This is a genomic window from Pseudomonas sp. FJ2-5-13 (assembly GCF_029201605.1).
GTDB classification, from domain to species: Bacteria; Pseudomonadota; Gammaproteobacteria; order Pseudomonadales; family Pseudomonadaceae; genus Aquipseudomonas; species Aquipseudomonas lactis.
In genome coordinates, this window is record NZ_CP104045.1 from 5850629 (window position 1) to 5875807 (window position 25179).

Below are 25179 nucleotides of genomic sequence, written 5' to 3' on the forward strand. Positions count from 1 at the left end.
GCTCGCGAATGCGGAGTGTCAGTCACCCATTTGCTACTGATTTACCGCATTCGCGAGCAAGCCCGCTCCCACAATTTGTTTGGCGGTGCGTCAGCGAAACCGATCCACCTCATGGCGCAAGCCTGCTGCCAAGGTCTCCAGTTCCTTGGCGGTAACCGCCAGGTTCGACACCACTTCGCGCTGCTCGCTGTTGGCCAGCGCAATGCTCTGAAGGTTGGCGCTGAGCAAGGTCGCGGTGCTGCTCTGCTCCTGGGTGGCGGTGGTGATAGCAGCAAATTGCTGGCCGGCCGAGCGGCTTTGCTCGTCGATACGCGCCAGGGCCGAGGCCACGTCGGCGTTGCGCGACAGGCCTTCCTGCATCAGCGCATTACCATGCTCCATGGTGCTGATGGCGTTGCCGGTTTCCTGCTGGATGCTCTGGATCATGCCGGAAATTTCATCGGTGGCCTGGCGGGTGCGCGAAGCCAGGTTGCGCACTTCGTCGGCGACCACGGCAAAACCACGGCCTTGCTCACCGGCACGGGCGGCTTCGATGGCGGCGTTGAGCGCCAGCAGGTTGGTCTGTTCAGCGATGGCGGTAATCACGCCGACGATCCCGCCGATTTCCTGGGAACGCTGGCCCAGGGTGTTGATCACGGCAGCGGTGCTGTTCAGCGCGGTGGCGATATGTTCCAGGGACGATGAAGCCTCTTGCATCGAGGTACGGCCGATACGGGTTTGCTGGGCATTCTCTTGAGCCAGGCGCTCGGTGTTGCCCATGTTGTCGGCAATGTTCAGCGAGGTAGCACTGAACTCTTCCACCGCACCGGCCATGCTGGTGATCTCGCCGGACTGTTGCTCCATGCCTTCGTAGGCACCGCCGGACAAGCCCGACAGCGCCTGGGCGCGGCTGTTGACCTGTTCGGCGGCGGTACGGATATGCGACACCATGGTCGACAGCGCCTCACCCATCTGGTTGAAACTACGCGCCAACTGGCCGATTTCGTCATGGCTGGACACATTGAGCCGCGCACTCAAATCCCCCGCACCCAGGGCCTGAGCCTGGCGTACCAGCTCGCTCAATGGCGCCAGCTTGCTGCGCAACAGCCACACCGTGGCGCCCACTGCCAGCAACATCGCCAACACGCTGCCGATCACCAGGCGGATGCCGACTTCCCAGGTCACGGCGCGAATCTCAGCCTTGGGCATGCTCGCTACCACCGCCCAAGGGCCGCCTTCGAACGGCACCGAGACGCTATAGAAATCTTCGTTCTTGTCGCTCCAGAAACGGCCTGCACCCGGCTTTTTCGCCAGGTCGAGCATCACGGCAACCGCCTGATCCGGCGCTTGCACGCCAGCCGGCGGCACCAGCCAGTGCTTTTGCTCATCGAGCAGCGCGAGGGAGCCGGTCTGGCCAATGCGGAAGCGCTTGAGGTTTTCAAACTGGGCGTTCTGGGCATCGGTGTAATCGAAACCGATGAACAGCACGGCAATGACCTGGCCACTGCTGTCACGCACGGGGCTGTATTGGGTCATGTAGGAACGGTCGAACAACACGGCACGGCCGATGTAGGTCTGCCCGCTCACAACGCGCTGGTAGGCCGCGCCCTGACGGTCAAGCACGGTGCCAATGGCGCGATTGCCATCCTGCTTGGTCAGGGAGGTGCTGACGCGGACAAAGTCGTCGCCGCTGCGCACGAACACCGTGGCCACGCCACCGGACATCTGCTTGAACTCATCCACTTCTTCGAAGTTGTTGTTCAGCACCTCGTTGCCCAGGTAGAGGCTCGGCGTCTGCACGCCGGCCACGGCCACGGGCTGGTCCGCACGCACACTCAAGCCGGCACCGAAGCGCTTTTCAAACAGCCCGCTCAAACGCTGGGTGCTTTCGCGCAAGGTGCTGTGGAAGGTGTTGAGTTGGTCGGCGAGCAAGCGCGCCTCGCTGGCCAGGTGTTCCTCGCGGGTGGCGAGGTTGGCGGAGTCGAGGGTACGCAAGGCAAAGACCGTACTGCCACTGATGACGACAGCGAGAATCACGGCGAGTGCGAGGCCTAACTGGGAGGCAATCCGGGCACGGGGTTGAGACATGACAGCTCCTGGCCGAGGCCAGGATCATCCTGATCTCATAGCGCTGCTCGGCAAATTATCTAGTGGGAAACGTTGATGCACGATGGTTCCAACCCCCTTCTTCGGCGGCATCTGGCAATACTTGAGCGAATCACAGGGGTATCCCGCAAACGATTGCACTAACAACTCGCCGCCACTCAATCGAGGCGTTCGACCTGGGGCAATTCCATCGCCTTGACTTCCCCCTGAAGAAATTCCGCCAGCCGTCGCAAGCGCTCCCCACCCGGACGAGTTTTCGGCCATACCAGGTAGTAGCTTTCTCCGCTGGCGACCGCCGTCGGCCAAGGCAGGCTCAAGCGCCCCTGTGCTACATCTTCGGCCACCATCAGCAAATCACCCATGGACACGCCATAGCCTCGGGCGGCGGCGATCATGCCCAGCTCAAGCGTGTCGAACACCTGCCCACCCTTGAGTGAAACCTGAGACGACAGCCCCATGCGCTGCAGCCAGTAACGCCAGTCTCGGCGGTCCGGGGTCGGGTGCAGCAGTTCGGCGGTTGCCAACCGCGTCACGTCCCAGGGACCGTCGTCCAGCAGATTGGGCGCTCCCACCGGGATGAGCATTTCCGCAAACAGATAACTGGCCTCCCAGTCCGCCGGAAAGTGCCCGTTGCTGAGCAACACCGCGCAGTCGAACGGTTCCTGGTTGAAGTCCACTTCATCGATGCTCATCCACGCACTGGTGAGCTGCACCTCATTGCCTGGCTGCAAGGCGCGGAAGCGACTCAGCCGCGCCAGCAGCCAGCGCATGGTCAAGGTGGACGGCGCCTTCATGCGCAGGATGTCATCTTCGGCATTCAAGGTATGGCAAGCACGCTCGAGGGCAGCGAAGCCTTCCCGTACACCAGGCAGCAACAAACGCGCCGCTTCCGTGAGCTGCAACGTGCGACCGCTGCGCTGGAACAACCGGCAGGCGAAATAATCTTCGAGCGTGCGGATATGCCGGCTGATAGCACTTTGGGTAATCGACAATTCTTCAGCCGCACGGGTAAACGAGTGGTGGCGGGAGGCGGCTTCAAATGCCCGCAAGGCGTAAAGAGGAGGAAGACGACGGGACATGCTGAAAGCTCCGACTGCGCAATCTGGAAACCCTACCAGAATCGCTCAAGTATGAGTTTTAATCATGCCAACGATCGCTTTTATCCTTTTGTGCAATGCGCTGAATGCGCCGAGAATCAACCCTTCCCCACTGTCCTGACTATTCGAGTGTGATGATCATGCAACATCCGGCACGTACCGAACTCTGGGCCATTCTGCGGCTATCGGGGCCGTTGATTGCCTCACAGTTGGCGCACATGCTGATGGTGCTGACCGACACCCTGATGATGGCGCGCCTGAGCCCCGAGGCCCTGGCCGGCGGAGGCCTGGGCGCGGCGAGCTATTCGTTCGTGGCGATCTTCTGCATTGGCGTGATTGCAGCCGTGGGCACCCTCGTCGCCATTCGCCATGGCGCCGGCGATATCGACGGCGCTACTCGCCTGACCCAGGCCGGGCTGTGGCTGGCGTGGTTGATGGCCCTGGCGGCGGCGCTGCTGCTATGGAACTTGAAGCCGGTGCTGTTGATGTTCGGCCAGACCGAAACCAACGTGCAGGCAGCCGGGCAATTCCTGACGATCCTGCCCTTTGCCCTGCCCGGCTACCTGAGCTTCATGGCCCTGCGCGGCTTTACCAGCGCCATTGGCAAGGCCACCCCGGTGATGGTGATCAGCCTATGCGGCACCGTGGTCAACTACCTGCTCAACCATGCGCTGATCGAAGGCATGTTCGGCCTGCCGAAACTGGGCCTGATGGGCATTGGCCTGGTGACCGCCATCGTCGCCAATGGCATGGCGCTGGCATTGATGTGGTACATCCGCAGCAACCGCGCCTACGCCGCTTACCCGCTGGGCACCGGCCTGCTGCGTCTGAATACCCACTACCTGCGCGAACTGTGGCGCCTGGGCCTGCCGATTGGCGGCACCTATGCGGTAGAGGTCGGGTTATTTGCCTTTGCGGCGTTGTGCATGGGCACCATGGGCAGCACACAGTTGGCGTCGCACCAGATCGCCCTGCAGATTGTGTCGGTGGCCTTCATGGTACCGGCGGGGATGTCGTACGCGGTGACCATGCGCATCGGTCAGCACTACGGCGCCGGGCAGTTGCTGCAAGCACGCTTGGCCGGGCGGGTCGGCATAGGGTTCGGCGCCATGGTGATGTTGGGATTTGCCGCGGTGCTGTGGCTGTTTTCCGACCCGCTGATCGGACTGTTCCTCGACCATGACGACCCGGCATTCCATGACGTCATCGTCCTGGCGGTAAGCCTGCTGGCCGTCGCCGCCTGGTTTGAATTGTTCGACGGTGTGCAGACCATCGCCATGGGTTGTATCCGTGGCTTGAAGGACGCCAAGACCACCTTCCTGGTGGGGTTGGGTTGCTATTGGCTGATTGGTGCACCGTCGGCCTGGTTGATGGCGTTCACCCTGGGCTGGGGACCAACCGGCGTCTGGTGGGGCCTGGCACTGGGCCTGGCGTGTGCGGCGGTGAGCCTGACCTGGGCGTTTGAGGCGAAGATGAAACGGATGATTCGGCAGGAGCCGGATGCTCCTGTTGGATTCCAAGCGGCACTGCCTGACTAGCGAATGCACGCGGTCCATGTGGGAGCTGGCTTGCCTGCGATAGCGGTAGTGAATCCAACACCGCCATCGCAGCACAGGATCTACACAACTTTGTGGGTTGTAACAGCAGACGGTAACCACGATGCGAAGCGAGCCGCTCTTGATCTTGCTCTTGATCTGCTTTTGATCTCAGGCGCCCCGTTAAACCACGCTGGCCGGAATTCGACAGGGATTTGGGGGGTAAACCGGCAGGGATGCCGGTTTAGCCGCCCCGCGCCATGGATGGCGCGTGGCGGCGGCCCCCCAAATCACTGGCGGATTACGGGCACACCGAGCCCAAGCGAGGTGCCGAGTGGTGGGGCAAGAGCGCTTTGCTTACTTTCGCGCTTTTCGAAAGTGAGCCGCCGTCAGGGCGGAACCCTAAGTAGCCGTTACCGCAGCAATGGATATATACCCAATCCAACTGTGTCGCCTGCCAGGCCGCCTTCGCGAGCAAGCCCGCTCCCACAGTGGGATCGTTGGAGTGTCAGGTAGATAGGCGTCGGCTGCCAGGCCGCTATCGCAGGCAAGCCCGCTCCCACATTTGAACCACTTTAAAGGCTTAACCCAACAGCGCCTGCTGGCTTTGCCCGAACAGCAGGTATTCCACCAGTTCTGGCAAGGGCAACGGCTTGCTGATCAGGTAACCCTGGACCTGGTCGCACCCAAACAAGCGCAAAAGCTCAAGCTGCTCGGGGGTTTCCACGCCTTCGGCCACCACTTCCAGGTTGAGGTTGTGTGCCAGGTTGATCATGGCGTGCACCAGCTTGCGGTTTTCTTCGCGTTCTTCCATGCCGCCGACAAAACTCTTGTCAATCTTCAACAAGGCAATCGGCAGGCTGTTGAGGTGCACAAACGATGAAAAACCGGTGCCGAAGTCATCCAGGGAAAACCGCACACCCAACCGGCCAAGGGCATCCATGGTCTGTTTGACCAGGTCGCTGCGGCGCATCACGGCGGTTTCGGTCAGTTCGAACTCCAGCCATTGCGCTTCCACGCCGCGCTCGGCAATCAGGCGGCTGAGGGTGGACAGCAACTGGCTGTCCTGAAACTGGCGAAACGACAGGTTGACCGCCATGTGCAGTGGCGGCAGGCCGCGTTCACGCAGGTCTTGCATGTCGCGCAGGGCGCGGGAGATCACCCAGTAACCCAATGGCACGATCAGGCCACTCTGTTCGGCCAGCGGCACGAATTCGCTGGGCGGCAACAAGCCACGCTCGCCGTGGCGCCAGCGCACCAGGGCTTCGAGGCCAACGATATGGCCGTCGTCCAGGTCCAGGCGCGGCTGGTAATGCAGCTCCAACTCATCACGACGCAAGGCCCGGCGCAGTTCGCTTTCCAGGTCGGCAAGGCTGCGGGCGTTGCGGTTGATGCGTTCATTGAAGATATGAAAGGTACAGCCCTGGGTGCTTTTGGCCTGCTGCATGGCGATATGGGCGTGCCACATCAACGGGTCGGCGCCAGCACGGGCGCGCGCATGGGCCATGCCCAGGCTGCAACCGATCAACAGGCTTTCGCCATCTACCCAATAGGGTTCGGCCATCACTTCAGTGATGCGCTCGGCCATCCATTCGGCGCGCTGGGGCGCCCGGCGGGTATCAATCAACAAGGCAAACTCATCGCTGCCCAGGCGCGCCAGTTGGTCCCCGGCTTCGAGCTGGCTCTTGAGCCGCGACACCACTTGCAGGATCAACCGGTCGCCCGCCTGATGGCCGAGGGCATCGTTGGCGTGACGAAAATTGTCCAGGTCCAGATGACCGAGGGCCAGGCCACGGCCGTCGTTGTCCGCCAAGCGCGCGGCCAGCAGGGTCTGGAAGCCCTGGCGGTTGGCAATACCGGTGAGCGGGTCCTGCTCGGCCAGGCGCTGCAAGGTGTTCTCCAGCACGCCGCGCTCGCGCACATGCCGCAGACAGCGGCGCAATGTGTCGGCGTCCAATGCCTCCAGCACCAACCAATCGCTGACACCCAGCGGCGACACCAGTGGCTCCTGCTCCAGCAGCAATACACACGGCAGGCTGCACCGGCCGGGGCCGGGCTGCAGGCTGGGCGTGGTCAATAACACAGCACCCTGGTCGTCATCGAACAGGCGGCTCACCGAGTCCCAGTTGGGCGCACTGATCAGCACAGCCCCTTCGCCCATCGGCGCCAGGCACTCGCGCAACAACGCCGCCCACTCGGGCTCATCGGCCAGCAGCAGCAAACGCAAGGGTTCGACAGGCGTAGACACGCTAACTCCCTAGACTCTGCAAAATTTCATTAGCGGTGCCATTATGACGTGCGGCCTGACAATGACAAAGGATGACAAATGATAGGTGTTATCAAACACGTAGACTGTAAATATTAGTCTCGAATAATCCTTAACATCCTGCGGCAAAGTAGCAAAACCGGCAAATTTAGATCGAGTGGTACGTCACACCGTCGTTCTATGGCAGCAGAATCTTTCCAGCCTGTTAAAATGCCCGCCCTTTTGAACAACGACCCCTAAAAATTCCGTATGTCCCGACTCAATCCCCGGCAGCAAGAAGCCGTGAACTACGTCGGCGGCCCTCTATTGGTGCTCGCCGGTGCAGGCTCCGGCAAGACCAGCGTGATCACCCGCAAGATTGCGCACTTGATCCAGAACTGCGGCATCCGCGCCCAGTACATCGTCGCCATGACCTTCACCAACAAGGCGGCGCGGGAAATGAAAGAGCGCGTTGGCACCCTGCTCAAGGGTGGCGAAGGCCGTGGCCTCACCGTGTGTACCTTCCACAACCTGGGCCTGAACATCATCCGCAAGGAACATGTGCGGCTGGGCTACAAGCCGGGCTTCTCGATCTTCGACGAGACCGACGTCAAGGCCTTGATGACCGACATCATGCAGAAGGAATACGCGGGCGACGACGGCGTCGACGAGATCAAGAACATGATCGGCGCCTGGAAAAACGACCTGATCCTGCCCGCCGAAGCCCTGGAAGCCGCACGCAACCCCAAGGAACAGACCGCCGCCATCGTCTACACCCACTACCAGCGCACGCTCAAGGCGTTCAACGCGGTGGACTTCGACGACCTGATCCTGCTACCGGTCAAGCTATTCCAGGAGCACAAGGACATCCTGGAGAAGTGGCAAAACAAGGTGCGCTACCTGCTGGTGGACGAATACCAGGACACCAACGCCAGCCAATACCTGCTGGTGAAGTTGCTGATCGGCACGCGCAACCAGTTCACCGTGGTAGGCGACGACGACCAGTCGATCTACGCCTGGCGCGGCGCCCGCCCGGAAAACCTGATGCTGCTCAAGGAAGACTACCCCTCCTTGAAAGTGGTGATGCTGGAGCAGAACTACCGCTCCACCAGCCGCATCCTGCGCTGCGCCAACGTGCTGATCTCCAACAACCCCCACGAGTTTGAAAAACAACTGTGGAGCGAGATGGGCCATGGCGACGAGATCCGTGTGATCCGCTGCCGCAACGAAGACGCCGAAGCCGAGCGCGTGGCCGTGGAAATCCTCAGCCTGCACTTGCGCACCGACAGGCCCTACAGCGACTTTGCGATCCTGTATCGCGGCAACTACCAGGCCAAGCTGATCGAGCTGAAATTGCAGCACCACCAGGTGCCGTATCGCCTTTCAGGCGGCAACAGCTTTTTCGGACGCCAGGAAGTCAAAGACCTGATGGCCTACTTCCGGCTGATCGTGAACCCGGACGACGACAACGCCTTCCTGCGCGTGATCAACGTGCCACGCCGGGAAATCGGCTCCACCACCCTGGAAAAGCTCGGCAACTACGCCACCGAACGCAAGATCTCGATGTACGCCGCCACCGACGAAATCGGCCTGGGCGAACACCTGGACACGCGCTTCACCGATCGCCTGTCACGCTTCAAGCGCTTCATGGACAAGGTGCGCGAACAGTGCGCCGGCGAAGACCCAATCAGCGCCCTGCGCAGCATGGTCATGGACATCGACTATGAAAACTGGCTGCGCACCAACAGTTCCAGCGACAAGGCCGCCGATTACCGCATGGGCAACGTCTGGTTCCTGATCGAGGCGTTAAAGAACACCCTGGAAAAAGACGAAGACGGCGAGATGACCGTCGAGGACGCCATCGGCAAACTGGTGTTGCGCGACATGCTCGAGCGCCAGCAAGAAGAGGAAGACGGCGCCGAAGGCGTGCAGATGATGACCTTGCATGCGTCCAAGGGCCTGGAATTCCCCTACGTGTTCATCATGGGCATGGAAGAGGAAATCCTTCCGCACCGCTCCAGTATCGAAGCCGACACTATCGAAGAAGAACGCCGCCTGGCCTACGTGGGCATTACCCGCGCACGTCAGACCCTGGCCTTCACCTTTGCCGCCAAGCGCAAGCAATACGGTGAAATCATCGATTGTGCCCCCAGCCGGTTCCTGGATGAACTGCCGCCGGACGACCTGGCCTGGGAAGGCAATGACGACACCCCCACCGAGGTGAAGGCCGTTCGCGGCAACACTGCCTTGGCGGATATACGCGCGATGCTAAAGCGCTAGAATCGACTACTTTTTAATCTACTTTCGGCGCACAACGCGCCATTAGAGGAAGCTTTCCGTGGAAGCACTGCACAAGAAAATTCGCGAAGAAGGCATCGTGCTTTCCGATCAGGTCCTCAAGGTTGACGCCTTTTTGAACCACCAGATCGACCCCGCGCTGATGAAACTGATCGGCGACGAATTCGCCGCACTGTTCAAGGATTCGGGCATCACCAAGATCGTCACCATCGAAGCCTCGGGCATTGCCCCGGCGATCATGACCGGGCTGAACCTGGGCGTTCCGGTGATCTTCGCCCGCAAGCAGCAATCCTTGACCCTCACGGAAAACCTGCTGTCGGCCACGGTGTATTCCTTCACCAAGAAAACCGAAAGCACCGTGGCGATCTCCCCGCGCCACCTGACCAGCAGCGACCGCGTGCTGGTGATCGATGACTTTTTGGCCAACGGCAAGGCGTCCCAGGCGCTGATCTCGATCATCAAGCAGGCTGGCGCGACCGTCGCCGGTTTGGGCATTGTGATCGAGAAGTCGTTCCAGGGTGGGCGGGCGGAGCTGGACGCCCAAGGTTATCGGGTTGAGTCGCTGGCGCGGGTGAAGTCGCTGGCCGGTGGTGTCGTGACCTTTATCGAATAACGTCTGCCTGAACATGGGTAAACATGTGGGAGCGGGCTTGCTCGCGAATGCGCAGTGTCAGTTGATATATTCATCACTGACCCACCGCCTTCGCGAGCAAGCCCGCTCCCACACTTGGTTTTGCGCTGGATTTTAATCCGTGGTGGCCTGCAAGCCCGCCAGCAGCAAGCGTTGATACAGGTCTTCCTTGATGCCCTCCGGCTTATCCAAGCGCATGCGCTGCAAATGCTTGGGAAAGGCCTCCGGCTCCGGCGCGTCGAGTGCCGCCTTGCCCAACTCCAGAATCTCGGTGAGCTTGAATTTGCTCTTGAGCCAGTTCAGCGCCCGCAACAAATCCCGCTCCTCATCCGTGAAGTCGCTGCCCAAGGGGTATTCCGGGAACAGGCGACGATGCTTGGCCTGAATCGCCTGAAGCCGCTCTGGCGTGTTGTCGGCAAAACGCGGATCCAGTTGGAAATCCTTGGGCAATTTGCCAGCCTTTTGCGCCTGTTCAATCAAGTCGCGCTGGAACCTGGAGTCGGTGATGTTCAGCAGCGCTTCGATCACCTTGGCATCCGTCTGGCCGCGCAAGTCGGCAATGCCGTATTCGGTAATGACAATATCCCGCAGGTGCCGGGGAATGGTGCAGTGCCCGTACTCCCAGACAATATTGGAACTGACCTCTCCCGCCGACTCACGCCAGCTGCGCAAAATCAGGATTGAGCGTGCGCCTTCCAGCGCATGCCCCTGGGCTACGAAATTGTATTGCCCGCCGACGCCACTGAGCACGCGACCGTCTTCCAACTGATCGGCCACGCCAGCGCCGAGCAAGGTGACCATGATCGCGCTGTTGATAAACCGCGCATCCAGGCGCTGCAGGCGCTTGAGTTCTTCCTGGCCGTACAGCTCGTTGATGTAGCTGATGCGGGTCATGTTGAATGCCTGGCGCTTGGCGTGGGGCATCTCCTGCAAGCGCTGGTAAAAACTGCGCGGCCCCAGGAAGAAACCGCCATGGATCGCCACGCCGTCGGGTTGCGCGGCGTCGTCCAGGGTGCCCGCGTTGGCCTGCGTCTGGGTCGCCACATCCGGGTAGACCTTGCGCCGCACAATACCGGCATCGGCCAATACCAGCAGGCCGTTGACGAACATCTCGCTGCAACCGTAAAGGCCACGGGCAAACGGCTCGACACCGCCTTCGCGGCTGATCAACGGCGCCCACTGGTACACATCCAGGTCGGTGAGCAACAGGCGATAGGCCTCGTTGTCGGCCTGGCGCGCCAGCAAGGCAGCGGTCAGCGCATCGCCCATGGAGCCGATACCAATCTGCAACGTACCGCCATCACGCACCAGGGTACTGGCATGCAGGCCGATAAAATGGTCTTGAAAGCCCACCGGCATATTCGGCGTGGAGAACAACGTGGTGCTGTCTTTTTCATCCAGCAGGTAGTCGAACTCATCCATGCCCAGCTCGGCATCACCGGGCATGTAGGGCAAGTCGCTATGGACCTGGCCAACGACCAGAATGGTCTCCCCGGCCGCGCGGCGCTTGGCGATCATGGGCATCAGGTCGAGGGTGATATCCGGGTTGCAGCTCAGGCTCAGGCGGTCGGGATGCTCGCTGCTACTGGCAACCAGTTGCGCCACCAGGTTCAGGCCGGCGGCGTTGATGTCGCGGGCGGCATGGCTGTAGTTGCTGCTGACATAATCCTGCTGCGCCGCGGCGCTGTGGAGCAGGCTGCCAGGCTGCATGAAGAATTGCTGCACACGGATATTCTTCGGCAGGCTGCCCTTGTGCAGGTCGGCGAGAAAGTCTAGTTCGGGGTAGTCGCCAAACACCCGTTCAATAAAGGGTTCGAGAAAGCGTTTCTGCAAGCCATCCCCCATCGTCGGGCGACCCAAGCTCAACGCGGTGTAGATAGTCAGCGCCCGCTCCGGCAACTTGGCGATGCGCCGGTACAGCGCGTTGACGAACAAATTGGGCTTGCCCAGGCCCAAGGGCATGCCCATGTGGATATGCGCCGGCAGGCGCTCCAGTACGTCGTCAACTGCTTGCTCGATTGAACACAACTGCACCATCCGACTGCTCCCGAACATTCCATGAATTGGGGTTGGACCGAGCTTGCCGGGTCTTTGCTGCAATGAACAGCCTCAATACATAAATCGCAGGCACAAAAAAGCCGCTCGTAAGCGGCATTTTTGGCGAAGATCGGCCGATTACAGCCCGGACATCTTCTTGATCGCACCCTTGAGGTCGTCATCCGAGCAATCAGCGCAGGTGCCTTTAGGCGGCATGGCGTTGATACCGGTGATGGCCTTGGCCAGGATGCCATCAAGGCCACCTTGATGGTCGGCGCGTTCTTTCCATGCGGCGGTGTCGCCAATTTTCGGCGCACCCAACAAGCCCGTGCTGTGGCAGGCATTACAGTGCTTGGCGATGATCTCGTCCGGGGTTTTCGCGCCACCGCCGCCCGCTGCCACGGCGACTTCCATGCCCTTGCATTCCTGGCCCTGGACGCAAACCTGGCCCACAGGCTCCAGGCGCTTGGCAATGTCGTCGTTGGTCGCAGCTTGAGCGCTGACAGCCCATAGGGCCAGTACGGTTGCTGGTGCAGCCAGCATTTTCATAATTAGGTTCACGCGTTCACCCTCAATGGTGGCTATTCACGCCTGCGGCCACGGTTTCGCAGGCGGCGAAAGTATAACGGTTAGCCCGCCTGGCCGAAACAACCCTATTAAATAAAGGGAGATTCGGCCTCACGGTGTACAACTGCGGGAACCTCTGCAACGCTGGCAGGGCGCCTCTATTCTTAAAAGTTCGCGGGGGTGGCTGCGCTGATTAGTCGCGCCGGCACGTCGAACGGATTGCGAAAACGATGGGGCTTGGTACTTTCAAAGTAGTAGCTATCGCCCGCCTCGAGCACAAAAGTTTCAAGACCGACCACCAATTCCAGGCGACCTTCCACCAGAATCCCGGTTTCTTCGCCTTCATGGGTGAGCATTTCTTCGCCCGTGTCGGCACCTGGCGGGTAGATCTCGGTGAGAAACGCGATGGCCCGGCTCGGGCGCGCCCGGCCCACCAGTTTCATGGTGACGGCACCGTCAGAGATGTCGATCAGCTCATTGGCTTTATAGACGATCTGCGTTGGTATTTCCTGGAGGACTTCCTCGGAGAAGAACTCGACCATGGACATGGGGATACCGCCCAGCACCTTGCGCAGGGAGCTGATCGAGGGGCTGACGCTGTTTTTCTCGATCATCGAAATGGTGCTGTTGGTGACACCCGCACGCTTGGCGAGCTCACGCTGGGAAAGACCTTTGAGTTTACGGATGGATTGCAGTCGTTCGCCGACGTCCAATGCAGGAGCCTCCTAGGATTCAGGCTTTGTTGTAATTGAGCGTTATCATGGCGACAGCGTTCAGTATTTACAACACTTGGGCCTAAATCCCGGCCTGCTCGGTTCGTTGCCGGCGGCTAAGCGCCGCAATAGAGCCTTGGCACTCGGCGCAGGTTGCAAAAAATCTGATAGGGGATGGTCTCGGCGGCGACGGCAACGTCACTGGCGAGGATGTGCTTGCCCCACAGTTCCACAGTGGAACCGAGGCCCGCTTGGGGCAAGTCGGTGAGGTCGACACACAGCATGTCCATGGACACGCGCCCCAGCAACCGGCTGCGCTGGCCAGCCACCAGCACCGGTGTGCCGGTGGGCGCATGGCGCGGGTAACCATCGGCATAGCCCATGGCAACCACACCGACGCGCATCGGCTTGGGCGTGACGAACCTGGCGCCGTAGCCCACCGGCTCACCGGCTGGCAATTCGCGCACGCAGATCACTTTGGACTCCAGGGTCATCACCGGCTGCAAGCGCGCGGCGAGGGCCTGGTCTTCGCCAAAGGGCGTTGCGCCGTACAGCATGATGCCGGGGCGCACCCAGTCACTGGACACGCTCGGCCAGCCCAATACAGAGGGTGAGTTGCGCAGGCTGACTTCAGCCGCCAGCCCCTGGCGCGCCGCCTCGAAGACCGTTACTTGTTCGTTGCTGCTGACGCAATCGAGCTCATCGGCGCGGGCAAAATGGCTCATCAACACAATTTTCGCCACTTTGCCGCTGGCCAGCAGGCGCTGATAGGCCTCCTGGTAATCCTTGGGGTGCAGGCCCACACGGTGCATGCCCGAATCCAGCTTCAGCCACACTGTGAGCGGTTTGCTCAGGCGCGCCTGTTCGATGGCCTCCAACTGCCACAACGAATGCACCACGCACCACAAATCCTGCTCGATGATCAGCGGCAACTCGTCGGCTTCGAAAAAACCTTCCAGCAGCAACACCGGCGCACGAATGCCGGCGGCTCGCAGTTCCAGCGCTTCCTCGATGCACGCCACGGCAAACCCGTCAGCTTCGGCTTCCAGCGCGTGGGCCACGGGCACCGCACCATGGCCGTAGGCATCGGCCTTGATCACGGCAAGGGCCTTGGCCCCGGTGACTTCTCGGGCCAGTTGGTAGTTATGGCGCAGGGCTTGGAGGTCGATCAGGGCACGGGCTGGACGCATGGCGGCAGGCTTCTAGGCAGCAAAGTAAAAAAAACCGGTGCCGACCAACAACCTCGGCACCGGGAGAGGGATCGTTGTTAAGGCAGCGCAGCCACGACAGACAGCTCTACCAGAATCTCGGGTTCGCACAGCTTGGCTTGCACGGTGGCGCGGGCCGGGGCGACGCCTTTGGGCAGCCATTTGTCCCATACCGCGTTCATCAGGGCGAAGTCGGCGTCAATATCCTTCAGATAGATCGTCACCGACAGCAACTTGGTCTTGTCGGTACCGGCAAGGTCCAGCAAGCGCTCGATATTGGCCAGGGTTTCACCGGTCTGTTGTTCAATCCCGGCGCTCATATCGTCGCCGACTTGCCCTGCCAGATACACGGTACCGCTGTGGACAACGATCTGGCTCATGCGCTCATTGGTGAGCTGGCGCTGGATTGACATGTTGTGCGGACTCCTGGTGGTTGCCATAACGGGAAATATCGAGGCCTGCGGCGCTGATCTGCGGCGTTTTTTTCGCCATCAGGTCGGCCAGCAAGCGACCGGAACCACAAGCCATGGTCCAACCGAGGGTACCGTGGCCTGTGTTCAGGAACAGGTTCTTGAACGGCGTGGCACCCACAATCGGCGTGCCGTCCGGGGTGGTCGGGCGCAGGCCGGTCCAGAAACTGGCTTGGGCCAGATCGCCGCCCTGAGGATAAAGGTCGTTGACGATCATCTCCAGGGTTTCGCGTCGCCGCGGGTTCAGCGACAGGTCAAAACCGGCTATTTCAGCCATGCCACCGACGCGAATGCGGTTGTCGAAACGGGTGATCGCGACTTTGTAGGTCTCATCGAGAATGGTCGAGGTCGGCGCCATTGCCGGGTTGGTGATCGGCACAGTCAGCGAATAACCCTTGAGCGGGTACACCGGCGCCTTGATCCCGAGTGGCTTGAGCAGCTTGGGCGAGTAACTGCCGAGGGCCAGGACATAGCGGTCGGCGGTTTCCAGCTTGCCGTCGATCAGCACACCGTTGATGCGGTCGCCTGCGTAGTCCAGGCGCTGGATGTCTTGTTCGAAGCGGAATTCCACGCCCAATTGTTTGCACATGTCGACCAGGCGCGTGGTGAACATCTGGCAATCGCCCGTCTGATCGTTGGGCAGGCGCAGGGCCCCGGCGAGGATATCGGTGACGCTGGCCAGCGCCGGTTCAACCCGCGCAATGCCGGCACGGTCGAGCAATTCGAACGGCACACCGGACTCTTTCAGCACGGCGATGTCCTTGGCGGCGCCATCGAGCTGGGCCTGGGTGCGGAACAATTGGGTGGTCCCGAGGCTGCGGCCTTCGTAGGCAATGCCGGTCTCGGCGCGCAGTTCGTCGAGGCAGTCGCGGCTGTACTCGGACAGGCGCACCATGCGCTCCTTGTTCACCGCATAGCGGCTGGCCGTGCAGTTGCGCAGCATCTGCGCCATCCACAAGTATTGATCGATATCGGCAGTGGCCTTGATCGCCAGCGGCGCGTGGCGCTGAAGCAGCCATTTGATGGCCTTGAGCGGCACACCCGGCGCGGCCCATGGCGAGGCGTAGCCAGGGGACACCTGGCCGGCGTTGGCGAAACTGGTTTCCATGGCAGCGGCAGGCTGACGATCAACCACCACAACGTCGAAGCCGGCCCGCGCCAAATAGTAGGCACTGGTCACCCCAATGACGCCGCTACCCAAGACCAGAACGCGCATTTTTATATCCTCATCGCGGGCTTGGCCGCTGACGTGTGTTATTCGAGCAATGATGGGCGCAGTGTAAAAAACAATCGGCAGTGCATTTCACTATATAAATGCCTATATTTGGCGACAATTCTTGGCAAAAACCCTTTTGACAGAGGCGTATCCCCTATGCGTACCAACACCCAGACCAAGCGGGAGCTGGACAAGATCGACCGCAATATCCTGCGCATCCTGCAAACCGACGGGCGTATCTCGTTCACGGAGCTGGGGGAAAAGGTCGGACTGTCCACCACGCCCTGCACCGAGCGCGTGCGGCGCCTGGAGCGCGAAGGGATCATCATGGGCTACAACGCACGGCTCAATCCCCAGCATTTGAAGGGAAGTTTGCTGGTATTTGTCGAGATCAGCCTGGATTACAAGTCGGGTGACACCTTTGAAGAATTTCGTCGCGCGGTGCTGAAACTACCCCATGTGCTGGAGTGCCACCTGGTGTCGGGGGATTTTGACTACCTGGTGAAAGCGCGGATCTCGGAGATGGCTTCGTACCGCAAATTGCTGGGCGATATCCTGCTCAAGCTCCCCCATGTGCGCGAATCCAAGAGCTATATCGTGATGGAAGAGGTGAAAGAGAGCCTGAACCTGCCGATTCCGGACTGACCCACTGACACAACACGGTCAAATGTGGGAGCTGGCTTGCCTGCGATAGCGTCGGTTCAGAGGCATAGGTGCTAGCTGACCCACCGCTATCGCAGGCAAGCCAGCTCCCACAGTTTTAACCGAGTACATCCGCTAGACCAGCACCTGCCGGGTACTCGCCATGTACTCGTGAATCTGCTTCTCCACCCGCGGATGAATCAGCTCCACCGGCCGGCGGCCATTAGGGCACGGCAAGGTCTTGGTGGTGCCGAACAGGCGACAGATCAGCGGCCGCTCGTCATACACCGTGCAGCCCTTGGGCCCCAGGTGCACGCAGTTCAGCTCGTCCATCGCCGCCTCTTGCTCGGCGGCGGTCTTGCGCGGCAGGCGCGACATTTCCTCGGGCGAGGTGGTCACCGGCCCACAGCAGTCGTGGCAACCCGGGACGCACTCAAACGAAGGAATCTGGCGACGCAGCGCGCTGATTTTCTGACTGTTGCAACTCATCGAAACCCATACCGAACGGCGAATAGACGTGGATTCTGACGCAAAACGCCCCGCGCAGACAGCGTCGTGCGACCACTGTATCCTGCGTCAAATTTTCCAGACAGGGAGGTTCCCCATGACCGCCAGCGCCCGGCACACCGCTTCCTACTACGCTGCCAGCAGCGTGCCGCAACCTGATTACCCGACGCTGACGGGTGAGGTGAACGCCGATGTCTGTGTGATCGGCGGGGGGTTCTCCGGGCTCAACACCGCCCTGGAATTGGCCGAGCGCGGCTTTCGCGTGGTGTTGCTGGAGGCGCGCAAGATCGGCTGGGGCGCCAGCGGGCGCAATGGCGGCCAGTTGATTCGCGGTGTCGGCCACGGGCTGGATCAGTTCACCCAGGTGATCGGCAGCGACGGCGTGCGCCAGATGAAGCTGATGGGCCTGGAAGCCGTGGAGATCGTGCGCGAGCGTGTCGAGCGCTTCCAGATCCCCTGCGACCTGACCTGGGGCTACTGCGACCTGGCCAACAAACCCCGCGACCTGCAGGGCTTGGCCGAGGATGCCGAAGAGCTTCGCAGCCTGGGTTACCGCCACGACGTGCGCCTGTTGCAAGCCAGCGAGATGGGCACGGTAATCGGCTCTGATCGCTATGTAGGCGGCATGATCGACATGGGTTCCGGCCACCTGCACCCGCTGAACCTGGCACTGGGTGAGGCCGCCGCTGCCCAGCAGTTGGGCGTGGCGCTGTACGAGCAATCCCAAGTGACCCGCATCGACTATGGCCCTGAGGTCAAGGTGCATACCGCCCAAGGCACTGTGCGCGCCAAAACCCTGGTACTGGCGTGCAACGCCTACCTGAACGGGCTCAACCCGCAACTGAGCGGCAAGGTGCTGCCCGCCGGCAGCTACATCATTGCCACCGAGCCCTTGAGCCAAGCGCAAGCCACCAGCCTGTTACCGCAGAACATGGCCGTGTGTGACCAGCGCGTGACGGTGGATTACTTCCGCCTGTCCGCCGACCGTCGCCTGTTGTTCGGCGGCGCCTGCCACTACTCCGGTCGAGACCCCAAGGACATCGGCGCCTACATGCGGCCGAAGATGCTGCAGGTATTCCCCCAATTGGCTGACGTGAAAATCGACTACCAATGGGGCGGCATGATCGGCATCGGCGCCAACCGCCTGCCGCAAATTGGCCGCCTGGCCGATCAACCCAACGTGTATTACGCCCAGGCCTATGCCGGCCATGGCCTCAACGCCACGCACCTGGCGGGCAAGCTGTTGGCCGAGGCCATCAGCGGCGAGCAACAGGGGCGCTTCGATCTGTTCGCCCAAGTGCCTCACATCACCTTTCCCGGCGGCAAACACCTGCGTTCGCCGCTGCTGGCCCTGGGGATGCTCTGGCACCGTCTCAAAGAACTGCTCTGATCAATCGCGCCAGAAGGGTTTCAAACCCTCACGGCGCGCCTGCTCGGCGGTCAGCCCGATGTCGCGTAACTGCTCGCGGCTCAGGTCCAGCAGGGCCTTGCGCGTATGACGACGGCGCCAGAACAGACTCCAGCGGCCAGGCGCAGGGGCAGTGATCACCTGTTCCTGCGCCATTTCCAGTTCCTGACTGCGTAACGCCAGCCGTACATCGCTCATGCCGCTCATTGGACTGCCCCTCATTGGCCTGTTGCCTTGAGTGACCAGCATGCGCGGGCGGCCAGAACCATGACAGATTCAGCAAACTTTTATTAAACCCATACAGATACTCCCTCTGCGCGGCTGAATCCTGTATTTTGCCCCTATCTGTACTGGTCCCTCGGGAGTGAGCACCATGACCCTTTACGTCAACCTCGCCGAATTGCTCGGCACCCGCATCGAACAGGGCTTCTATCGGCCGGGCGATCGGCTGCCTTCAGTGCGGGCCTTGAGCGTGGAGCATGGGGTGAGCCTGAGCACCGTGCAGCAGGCGTATCGGTTGCTCGAAGACAACGGGTTGGCGACGCCCAAGCCCAAGTCGGGCTATTTTGTGCCGGTGGGCCGTGAACTGCCGGCGCTGCCCGAGATAGGCCGCCCGGCCCAACGGCCAGTGGAAATCTCCCAGTGGGACCTGGTGCTGGAACTGATTCGTGCGGTGCCGCGCAAAGACGTCATACAGATGGGTCGGGGCATGCCGGATGTACTGTCGCCTACCTTGAAGCCGCTGCTGCGTAGCCTCGCCCGTGTCAGCCGCCGCCAAGACCTGCCGGGGCTGTATTACGACAACATCCTCGGCTGTATGGAACTGCGTGAGCAAATTGCCCGGCTGTCATTGGATTCTGGCTGCCAACTGAGCGCCGAAGACATCGTGATCACCACCGGTTGCCACGAAGCCCTCTCCGCCAGCATTCACGCGATTTGTGAGCCCGGCGATATCGTCGCGGTGGATTCGCCCAGCTTCCACGGCGCCATGCAGACCCTCAAGGGCCTGGGCATGAAAGCCCTGGAAATCCCCACCGACCCGCTCACCGGCATCAGCCTCGAAGCCCTGGAACTGGCGCTGGAACAGTGGCCGATCAAAGTCATCCAGCTCACCCCAAACTGCAACAACCCCTTGGGCTACATCATGCCGGAAGCGCGCAAACGCGCCTTGCTGACCCTGGCACAGCGCTTTGACGTGGCGATTATCGAAGACGATGTGTATGGCGAACTGGCCTACAGCTACCCGCGCCCGCGCACCATCAAATCCTTCGATGAAGACGGCCGTGTGCTGCTGTGCAGCTCCTTCTCCAAAACCCTGGCGCCCGGCCTGCGCATTGGTTGGGTCGCACCGGGACGCTACCTGGAACGGGTGCTGCACATGAAATACATCAGCACCGGTTCTACGGCCACACAGCCGCAGATCGCCATTGCCGAATTCCTCAAAGGCGGGCATTTCGAGCCGCATTTACGCAGGATGCGCGCCCAATACCAGCGTAATCGCGACTTGATGCTTGATTGGGTAAGCCGTTATTTCCCCGCTGGCACGCGCGCCAGCCGGCCCCAGGGCAGCTTCATGCTGTGGATCGAACTGCCTGAAGGGTTCGACACCTTGAAGCTCAACCGCGTGCTGTTGGAACAAGGCGTACAGGTGGCGGTGGGCAGTATCTTCTCAGCCTCCGGCAAGTACCGTAACTGCTTGCGCATGAACTACGCTGCCAAGCCAACGGCGCAGATTGAAGAGGCCGTGCGCAAGGTGGGTGCAGCCGCTGCGGCATTGCTGGCAGAAGCCTGAGCCTATTCAAGCCGGAAGCTGCCCAGGGCCTGGAACTGGCTCAAATCAGTAATACTCACGGCCTGCCGTTTGACGATAGGCTCAACGATCATCTCAACCTGCCATTGCTGACCCTGGGTCAACGCTGCGCTTAGCCCTGGCCGAAGACGGTCGCCCGGCCGCAACAGTGAAGCGTTACGCACGCCGTCAGGCTCCCGTGACCATTCGATCATTCTCCCATCGAGCCGAGCAGAGACCACTCGCAACTGCAACTCACCCGGACCAAACCGATAAGTATCCCGACTTGCCGCCGGCGCATCGAAGCGCACTTCGAGCGCCTGCATGCGCGGGCAGTCCACACTCAATCTCACGCGCCGCTCGCCGAAACTCAACGCTGCGCCATGCCCGGAAACTTGCAGCATATTGAGCGTGCGTGCCTCATAACTCACTGAGGAGGGACTGAGCGCCAGCGTGCAATCGCCGTTCGCGTTCGCAGCGCTGGCACACACCAGCGTGGTCAGTAAAAAAATTCTTTTCATGGCTATCCTGTCGGTCAAAGGTCAATCACCCGACAACTGGCATCAGCCGTCTGGTAGGGCGCATTGGTTTGCGCAGGCTGGCGCGTGTCCAATTCGACAATACAGCGGCGCTCACCAGGTAATGGCAGGTGCAATACGACAATGGGCTCAGGCGCATCGTCCAGGTACACCACACCGGTATCAACCACCGTGGTCAAGTAGCGACCATTGCGGTCGTACACCCCCCCTCCCTTGGGTACCCACTCTCCGGTGTCGGTACGCACATTCAACATCAGCGGTCGGTGATTGCTGACGGCAAAATCGAGCCTTGGCACTGCGCCACGTCCCGCTTCAACTTGCTGAAAACCGTTGAGAACCTGCGTTTTGCTCCCTAGGCTGGCATGGTCAACTTCCAGCCGGCTCAGTTGGTAGGCCGGCAGGCTAGGTGCAACAGCGCGTCCGGCACGGTCTGTCCAGACCGGCCCTTGAGGCGTACGGACCTTGACGCCAGCGGCATCTCCGACCTTGATCAGACCAAAAGTGTCCTGCAGTGCATAAGGCGATGCAGTCACACCCTGGTCATGAATAGCCAAGCCACCTTCGACGGTCAGATCATAACTGCGGTTGCCTTTGCTGCTACGGGAATGCCCGACATCGACACTGGCGTAGCGCGGCACCAGGCCGAGCCGCGCATTGAAGTCCGCCTGGCCAGTCTCGGTGCGGTCGGTGGCAAGGCTGTACCGCGCGGTGTCGCTGAGTTGCTCACTGTAGCGAGCCCCCGTGCGAGCTCCGCGATGGTCATCGCGGCGAGCGTAGACACTCAAGTTGCGACTCTGCCCCAACGGCACGCTCAACGTCGCGTAAACCCCAAGGCCCCGCGCATTGGCGCCGCTGTCGCGGTCCATGCTCAATGACAGATTTACCCCCTGGAACGAGCGCGACCAACCCGCCCCCACTCTCGATATACCGCCTGCGCTGCCGCCGTCGTAACGCGAAAACGAACTGCTCAGTGCGCCCCAATAAGGGTCTGCGTAGCTCAACGAGGCACTCCACTGGCGTTCTGTCCGGGCGAAGGGGTTATCGATCGGGACGTCGGCGTCGGTGTCGTCCAAGGTTCTGAATTGCTTGCTGCGGCGAATCGCCGTGAGGTTGGCGGAAAGCTTAGGCCCGACAGAAACATTCAAACCAACCTGAGTGCTTTGACCTATTCCAGTCGACGCAGCGGAAGAACTCAATTGTTGAACATTACCCCTCAAATAGCGCGTCAACGCATGCTCCAACCCTAGGCCCAGCACGTGATAATCGGTGGCCGCCATCGCTCCGGCAGTGAACAATGTCGCCGTGTCCCACTGCCACTCCTTAGTCCCGGCAACGAAATTCGGACGATCACGCTTATCGTTGGAAAACCTGCGCACTTGCCCCCCCGCCAAAGCGAATCCTGGTGTGTTCACTACACCCGCCGGACGCAAATTGGCCGCAGGCACCCAGAATTTACGCGGCTCGGCGCCTTCCTCGATGATCGTCACTTCAAGGTCCAGCTGCAGGCTCAAAAGTGGCAAATCACGCAAGGTAAAGGGGCCGCTGGGCACCAACGTGGTGTAAATCAACGCACCATTCTGTCGCAGCTCAATACGCGACGGCCCATACGCCACCCCTTCCACAGCGGATCCCGAGCCAAGCAACCCGCCGTTCCTGGACGTAAGCCCGGTATCAGGCAGCACTTGAACCCCGCTGAAGGCACCGCCCCCAAATAACGAAGAACGCAAAGTGAGCTGCCCAATTGCACATTGGCCTGATAACGCTCCCACGTCCTCGATGCCTGGGTGTAGACGTTTTCAAACCGGGAGTGGTTATCCGACTGGGTGTAATTCTGTCGACTGCGCAATACCCAATCGCCAGCGTTCAGACCGACTTCCGTATTGATGTGGCGATACTGGTTTGACGTTGAAGGGCCAGATACCGCAACCGCCAATGCGCTGTAATTCAAGACCCCGGCTACACCACCACGGGACCAGGTGCGCTGTAATGGCGAGGACTTGGTCAGCCAATCTACAGGCACCAGCAATGAGACCTGCTGCGTGCCAGGATCTGGACGCACCAACACATCAGTAAAATGCTGGGCCAAACGCGGACACCGAGCCTTGCCCAATGCCTCAGGCACTGCCGATACCGGAGCCTCGATGCCGGCTTGTTGAAGCAACTGCGCATCGAGACATAGATGCCCCTCGTCATCAAAAAGGGCCAATATCTGCCCGACGGAAGCACCATTGACTATCAACTCCACCTGATTTGGCCCGGCGTCGAACCGTGGTGCTGCCCGAAAGTACTCGGCCACTTGTGGACTTAGCCCCCGCGCTTCAAGCACTGCCGAATCAAAATTGATCCATTCCTGACCCCAAGCGTTTCCAGCGACAGTCATCTGTGCGGTCACGCCCACGCGTAAAGCGCAGCGAATAATGAGCTGACTCACCCCCTTGAGCATTACTGACGGCTCAGTGGGGCGTCGTAACTGCCGACGGCAAATCCGTAGGCACTTGCGGGGGAAAGCCTTACATGCGTCCCCAGCAACGAGCTTGCTTCAAGCACCAAGCGCTCATCGGGCAAGATATAGGTGCGGCCCAGGTCCAGGACAGCGCCGCCGGGGAGCAAGGTCACGGACTTGGCCAGACGGACCACATACGGGCTGGGGTTACTGACCTCCACCTTGTCGCCCACGACGCTCCAGACCAACCGCCTCCAAGGTGTGCGATCAACCGCCAGATTGGCTGGACGCACAATGAGCGGAATATTCTGTCTGACCCCAAGGCTGATACGCGCGCCCGTGCCGTCCTGGCTCGGCTTGATGCCCTCGAACACCACACGCTTGAGCCGCTCTGTTTTGAGTGGCGCAGTAGCGCGCATGATAAATCTGACCTGCTGGCTCTTGCCCGGCTCGACCCTTGCAACAGGAGGAGCCAGCAGCACCAACGGTTCGCTATCCTCGGCAATATGTTCGAGGGTGCTATAAAGCAAGGCGGGTTGATCGTCGCTGTTTTTCACATTCAACGTGGCTTCTCCCAAGCCCTCGTCGACAATCACAATGGGTGTTTCCGGCACCATGCCAACAGCGCACGCGCTAGAGCTGGTAACAAAAGCCAGGCACGACAACGTCATAGCGACGAGTGCGCGTAAAGAAATAAGGCAGTGCATGCCACTCTCCGAGAGGGCCTCGACCGCCGTGTGCAAACTCACGCCGGACGACGCCCAGTGATGCGTTGATCACGAGCCGAGAACCTCCGTGCGAGGCATCCCGGTCAAATCAGAATCTAAAGCTCCACGCAGTACGTGGGCTCACAGATACTTCATTTCGAAGGTGACCGAACCGTCGAGCTTGTACTCGTCAGTAACGGCTGGCAGCTGGGAGGTGGGACGGATAACTGCCGCCACTCTCATTTCCAGTGCGTGCTGGGTTACTGCGACGGGGCCTTGTGTAGCGTTCACACCCCACGAATAGGAGAGTGGAGCCCCCAGCACCAAACCATTGCTTGCAACCCCCCACACGGGATTAAGCGAGCTACGCACGAGGAGTTCATGCGGGTAGCCACCGGCATAAGCCCTGTTGGCCAGTAGGGCAAAACCACCAATGCCCACGCCTTGAACGTTACCCAACCCATAATAATTGGCATCAGAAGTCTGATTATTGAAGATCAGCCCTGGTGCTTTGGTGGCAAAGCGGTTATCCACCACCGACACTTCAACCGCAGCCGGGGCGTCACACTGGATCCTCAGCGTGACGTTACGTGTCGGCAGATTATTTTGTGCAGTCGGGCTCAAAGCCGCGGAATGAATACGCCCCAGGTCAACGGTCGAACCACCGTTGAATGACGGAACGCAGGAAGTCGGAATAACCGTGCCGGTCACGAGCAGATCAACGCTTGCCGCCTGTGCTGCAAAGGGTGTCATGGCAGCGACCAGCGTGACGCTCAGGAGTTGCTTTTTCATAGAAATACCAAAGTGAAGGTGGTTGAAATACACAAGATCAAAAGCGTCTCCCTACGGATCCAGTGCACACCGATCATTTCGAATCTTGAAAGAGCAACACACAGGAATAATCCAACCGAAGCGTAGGAAGCGTCACCCTTCCTAGTAATCGGCTCCACAAATCGCATGTGGGATCTTTCGAGCTTGCTGTGGTCCGATTCCGTACCATGCAGCAACGTCCCCCCACCCGAGGCACCGCACTTTGAGACTT

General features: G+C 60.5%; 21 protein-coding genes and 1 pseudogene. 6 read left to right on the plus strand and 16 right to left on the minus strand.

Annotation, left to right across the window (positions count from 1 at the left end; all coding sequences use genetic code 11):
* Positions 1–90: 90 nt before the first annotated feature.
* The gene (locus N2A98_RS26125) at positions 91–2067 is read right to left on the minus strand and encodes a methyl-accepting chemotaxis protein (protein WP_044269816.1); all 1977 of its coding nucleotides are present in this window, start codon (positions 2065–2067) and stop codon (positions 91–93) included.
* Between the two features lie 176 nt (positions 2068–2243).
* Positions 2244–3164, minus strand: a complete 921-nt coding sequence (locus tag N2A98_RS26130; RefSeq protein WP_003195439.1) for a LysR substrate-binding domain-containing protein — start codon at positions 3162–3164, stop codon at positions 2244–2246.
* Between the two features lie 152 nt (positions 3165–3316).
* On the opposite strand from N2A98_RS26130, the gene N2A98_RS26135 reads away from it, so the two are divergent.
* Positions 3317–4720: a NorM family multidrug efflux MATE transporter gene (locus N2A98_RS26135; protein ID WP_044269818.1), complete on the plus strand. Its 1404-nt coding sequence runs from the start codon at positions 3317–3319 to the stop codon at positions 4718–4720.
* 580 nt (positions 4721–5300) lie between these two features.
* On the opposite strand, the gene N2A98_RS26140 is transcribed toward N2A98_RS26135, so the two are convergent.
* The gene (locus N2A98_RS26140; protein ID WP_020302860.1) at positions 5301–6965 is read right to left on the minus strand and encodes a bifunctional diguanylate cyclase/phosphodiesterase; all 1665 of its coding nucleotides are present in this window, start codon (positions 6963–6965) and stop codon (positions 5301–5303) included.
* A gap of 267 nt (positions 6966–7232) precedes the next feature.
* On the opposite strand from N2A98_RS26140, the gene rep reads away from it, so the two are divergent.
* Positions 7233–9242, plus strand: a complete 2010-nt coding sequence (rep, locus tag N2A98_RS26145) for a DNA helicase Rep (RefSeq protein WP_003195444.1) — start codon at positions 7233–7235, stop codon at positions 9240–9242.
* A 58-nt stretch (positions 9243–9300) separates the two neighbouring features.
* Positions 9301–9873 (plus strand): xanthine phosphoribosyltransferase, encoded by a 573-nt coding sequence (locus N2A98_RS26150; protein WP_003195447.1) that lies wholly within the window; start codon positions 9301–9303, stop codon positions 9871–9873.
* A 132-nt stretch (positions 9874–10005) separates the two neighbouring features.
* Here the strand turns inward: N2A98_RS26150 and N2A98_RS26155 are convergent, their stop codons facing one another.
* From N2A98_RS26155 to dadA, 6 genes are all read right to left on the minus strand, one after another.
* Entirely contained in the window at positions 10006–11928 is a 1923-nt protein-coding gene (locus N2A98_RS26155; protein ID WP_125970849.1) for an acetyl-CoA hydrolase/transferase C-terminal domain-containing protein, read from the minus strand.
* A 138-nt stretch (positions 11929–12066) separates the two neighbouring features.
* Positions 12067–12477: a c-type cytochrome gene (locus N2A98_RS26160; protein WP_003195451.1), complete on the minus strand. Its 411-nt coding sequence runs from the start codon at positions 12475–12477 to the stop codon at positions 12067–12069.
* A 182-nt stretch (positions 12478–12659) separates the two neighbouring features.
* Positions 12660–13208, minus strand: a complete 549-nt coding sequence (locus N2A98_RS26165) for a cupin domain-containing protein (protein ID WP_044269825.1) — start codon at positions 13206–13208, stop codon at positions 12660–12662.
* Between the two features lie 116 nt (positions 13209–13324).
* On the minus strand, positions 13325–14398 hold the full coding sequence (gene alr, locus N2A98_RS26170; protein ID WP_275622811.1) for an alanine racemase: 1074 nt from the start codon (positions 14396–14398) through the stop codon (positions 13325–13327).
* Between the two features lie 77 nt (positions 14399–14475).
* Complete coding sequence (locus tag N2A98_RS26175) at positions 14476–14829, minus strand: RidA family protein (RefSeq protein ID WP_044269829.1); 354 nt, start codon at positions 14827–14829, stop codon at positions 14476–14478.
* Positions 14801–16102, minus strand: a complete 1302-nt coding sequence (gene dadA, locus N2A98_RS26180) for a D-amino acid dehydrogenase (RefSeq protein WP_003195458.1) — start codon at positions 16100–16102, stop codon at positions 14801–14803. The genes N2A98_RS26175 and dadA overlap by 29 nt, the downstream gene beginning before the upstream one ends.
* A gap of 156 nt (positions 16103–16258) precedes the next feature.
* On the opposite strand from dadA, the gene N2A98_RS26185 reads away from it, so the two are divergent.
* A complete protein-coding gene (locus N2A98_RS26185) occupies positions 16259–16747 on the plus strand; it encodes an Lrp/AsnC ligand binding domain-containing protein (RefSeq protein WP_003176896.1) in 489 nt (162 codons plus the stop codon).
* A 132-nt stretch (positions 16748–16879) separates the two neighbouring features.
* Here the strand turns inward: N2A98_RS26185 and N2A98_RS26190 are convergent, their stop codons facing one another.
* On the minus strand, positions 16880–17233 hold the full coding sequence (locus N2A98_RS26190; protein ID WP_003195461.1) for a YkgJ family cysteine cluster protein: 354 nt from the start codon (positions 17231–17233) through the stop codon (positions 16880–16882).
* 115 nt (positions 17234–17348) lie between these two features.
* Here N2A98_RS26190 and N2A98_RS26195 point away from each other — a divergent pair, with 115 nt between their 5' ends.
* Complete coding sequence (locus N2A98_RS26195; RefSeq protein ID WP_153474416.1) at positions 17349–18641, plus strand: FAD-binding oxidoreductase; 1293 nt, start codon at positions 17349–17351, stop codon at positions 18639–18641.
* On the opposite strand, the gene N2A98_RS26200 is transcribed toward N2A98_RS26195, so the two are convergent.
* Complete coding sequence (locus tag N2A98_RS26200) at positions 18642–18866, minus strand: DUF1127 domain-containing protein (protein ID WP_069557953.1); 225 nt, start codon at positions 18864–18866, stop codon at positions 18642–18644.
* 166 nt (positions 18867–19032) lie between these two features.
* On the opposite strand from N2A98_RS26200, the gene N2A98_RS26205 reads away from it, so the two are divergent.
* Positions 19033–20451 carry a PLP-dependent aminotransferase family protein gene (locus N2A98_RS26205; protein WP_044269838.1) on the plus strand — a complete coding sequence of 473 codons (1419 nt, stop codon included), beginning with the start codon at positions 19033–19035 and terminating at the stop codon, positions 20449–20451.
* A gap of 2 nt (positions 20452–20453) precedes the next feature.
* Here the strand turns inward: N2A98_RS26205 and N2A98_RS26210 are convergent, their stop codons facing one another.
* From N2A98_RS26210 to N2A98_RS26230, 5 genes and pseudogenes are all read right to left on the minus strand, one after another.
* On the minus strand, positions 20454–20969 hold the full coding sequence (locus N2A98_RS26210) for a hypothetical protein (protein WP_044269840.1): 516 nt from the start codon (positions 20967–20969) through the stop codon (positions 20454–20456).
* A gap of 14 nt (positions 20970–20983) precedes the next feature.
* Positions 20984–22756 (minus strand): fimbria/pilus outer membrane usher protein, encoded by a 1773-nt coding sequence (locus tag N2A98_RS26215; RefSeq protein WP_275622812.1) that lies wholly within the window; start codon positions 22754–22756, stop codon positions 20984–20986.
* A gap of 224 nt (positions 22757–22980) precedes the next feature.
* Positions 22981–23430, minus strand: a pseudogene (locus N2A98_RS26220) (FimD/PapC N-terminal domain-containing protein); the annotation flags it as partial.
* Positions 23430–24137, minus strand: coding sequence for a fimbria/pilus chaperone family protein (locus N2A98_RS26225; protein ID WP_047712071.1), 708 nt, complete (start codon positions 24135–24137; stop codon positions 23430–23432). The pseudogene N2A98_RS26220 and the gene N2A98_RS26225, both read right to left, overlap by 1 nt.
* A gap of 141 nt (positions 24138–24278) precedes the next feature.
* Positions 24279–24929, minus strand: a complete 651-nt coding sequence (locus N2A98_RS26230; protein ID WP_044269845.1) for a DUF1120 domain-containing protein — start codon at positions 24927–24929, stop codon at positions 24279–24281.
* Positions 24930–25179 lie beyond the last annotated feature (250 nt).

What these genes read in the sequence shown, in the direction of transcription:
- N2A98_RS26135 (WP_044269818.1), top strand. Translation starts at nt 3,317, where the DNA reads ATGATCATGCAACATCCGGCACGTACCGAACTCTGGGCCATTCTGCGG.
- N2A98_RS26125 (WP_044269816.1), bottom strand. Translation starts at nt 2,067, where the DNA reads ATGTCTCAACCCCGTGCCCGGATTGCCTCCCAGTTAGGCCTCGCACTC.
- N2A98_RS26200 (WP_069557953.1), bottom strand. Translation starts at nt 18,866, where the DNA reads ATGAGCGGCATGAGCGATGTACGGCTGGCGTTACGCAGTCAGGAACTG.
- N2A98_RS26190 (WP_003195461.1), bottom strand. Translation starts at nt 17,233, where the DNA reads ATGAGTTGCAACAGTCAGAAAATCAGCGCGCTGCGTCGCCAGATTCCT.
- N2A98_RS26160 (WP_003195451.1), bottom strand. Translation starts at nt 12,477, where the DNA reads ATGAAAATGCTGGCTGCACCAGCAACCGTACTGGCCCTATGGGCTGTC.
- alr (WP_275622811.1), bottom strand. Translation starts at nt 14,398, where the DNA reads ATGCGTCCAGCCCGTGCCCTGATCGACCTCCAAGCCCTGCGCCATAAC.
- N2A98_RS26185 (WP_003176896.1), top strand. Translation starts at nt 16,259, where the DNA reads ATGCGTACCAACACCCAGACCAAGCGGGAGCTGGACAAGATCGACCGC.
- N2A98_RS26175 (WP_044269829.1), bottom strand. Translation starts at nt 14,829, where the DNA reads ATGTCAATCCAGCGCCAGCTCACCAATGAGCGCATGAGCCAGATCGTT.
- N2A98_RS26205 (WP_044269838.1), top strand. Translation starts at nt 19,033, where the DNA reads ATGACCCTTTACGTCAACCTCGCCGAATTGCTCGGCACCCGCATCGAA.
- N2A98_RS26130 (WP_003195439.1), bottom strand. Translation starts at nt 3,164, where the DNA reads ATGTCCCGTCGTCTTCCTCCTCTTTACGCCTTGCGGGCATTTGAAGCC.
- N2A98_RS26225 (WP_047712071.1), bottom strand. Translation starts at nt 24,137, where the DNA reads ATGCACTGCCTTATTTCTTTACGCGCACTCGTCGCTATGACGTTGTCG.
- rep (WP_003195444.1), top strand. Translation starts at nt 7,233, where the DNA reads ATGTCCCGACTCAATCCCCGGCAGCAAGAAGCCGTGAACTACGTCGGC.
- dadA (WP_003195458.1), bottom strand. Translation starts at nt 16,102, where the DNA reads ATGCGCGTTCTGGTCTTGGGTAGCGGCGTCATTGGGGTGACCAGTGCC.
- N2A98_RS26155 (WP_125970849.1), bottom strand. Translation starts at nt 11,928, where the DNA reads ATGGTGCAGTTGTGTTCAATCGAGCAAGCAGTTGACGACGTACTGGAG.
- N2A98_RS26195 (WP_153474416.1), top strand. Translation starts at nt 17,349, where the DNA reads ATGACCGCCAGCGCCCGGCACACCGCTTCCTACTACGCTGCCAGCAGC.
- N2A98_RS26210 (WP_044269840.1), bottom strand. Translation starts at nt 20,969, where the DNA reads ATGAAAAGAATTTTTTTACTGACCACGCTGGTGTGTGCCAGCGCTGCG.
- N2A98_RS26230 (WP_044269845.1), bottom strand. Translation starts at nt 24,929, where the DNA reads ATGAAAAAGCAACTCCTGAGCGTCACGCTGGTCGCTGCCATGACACCC.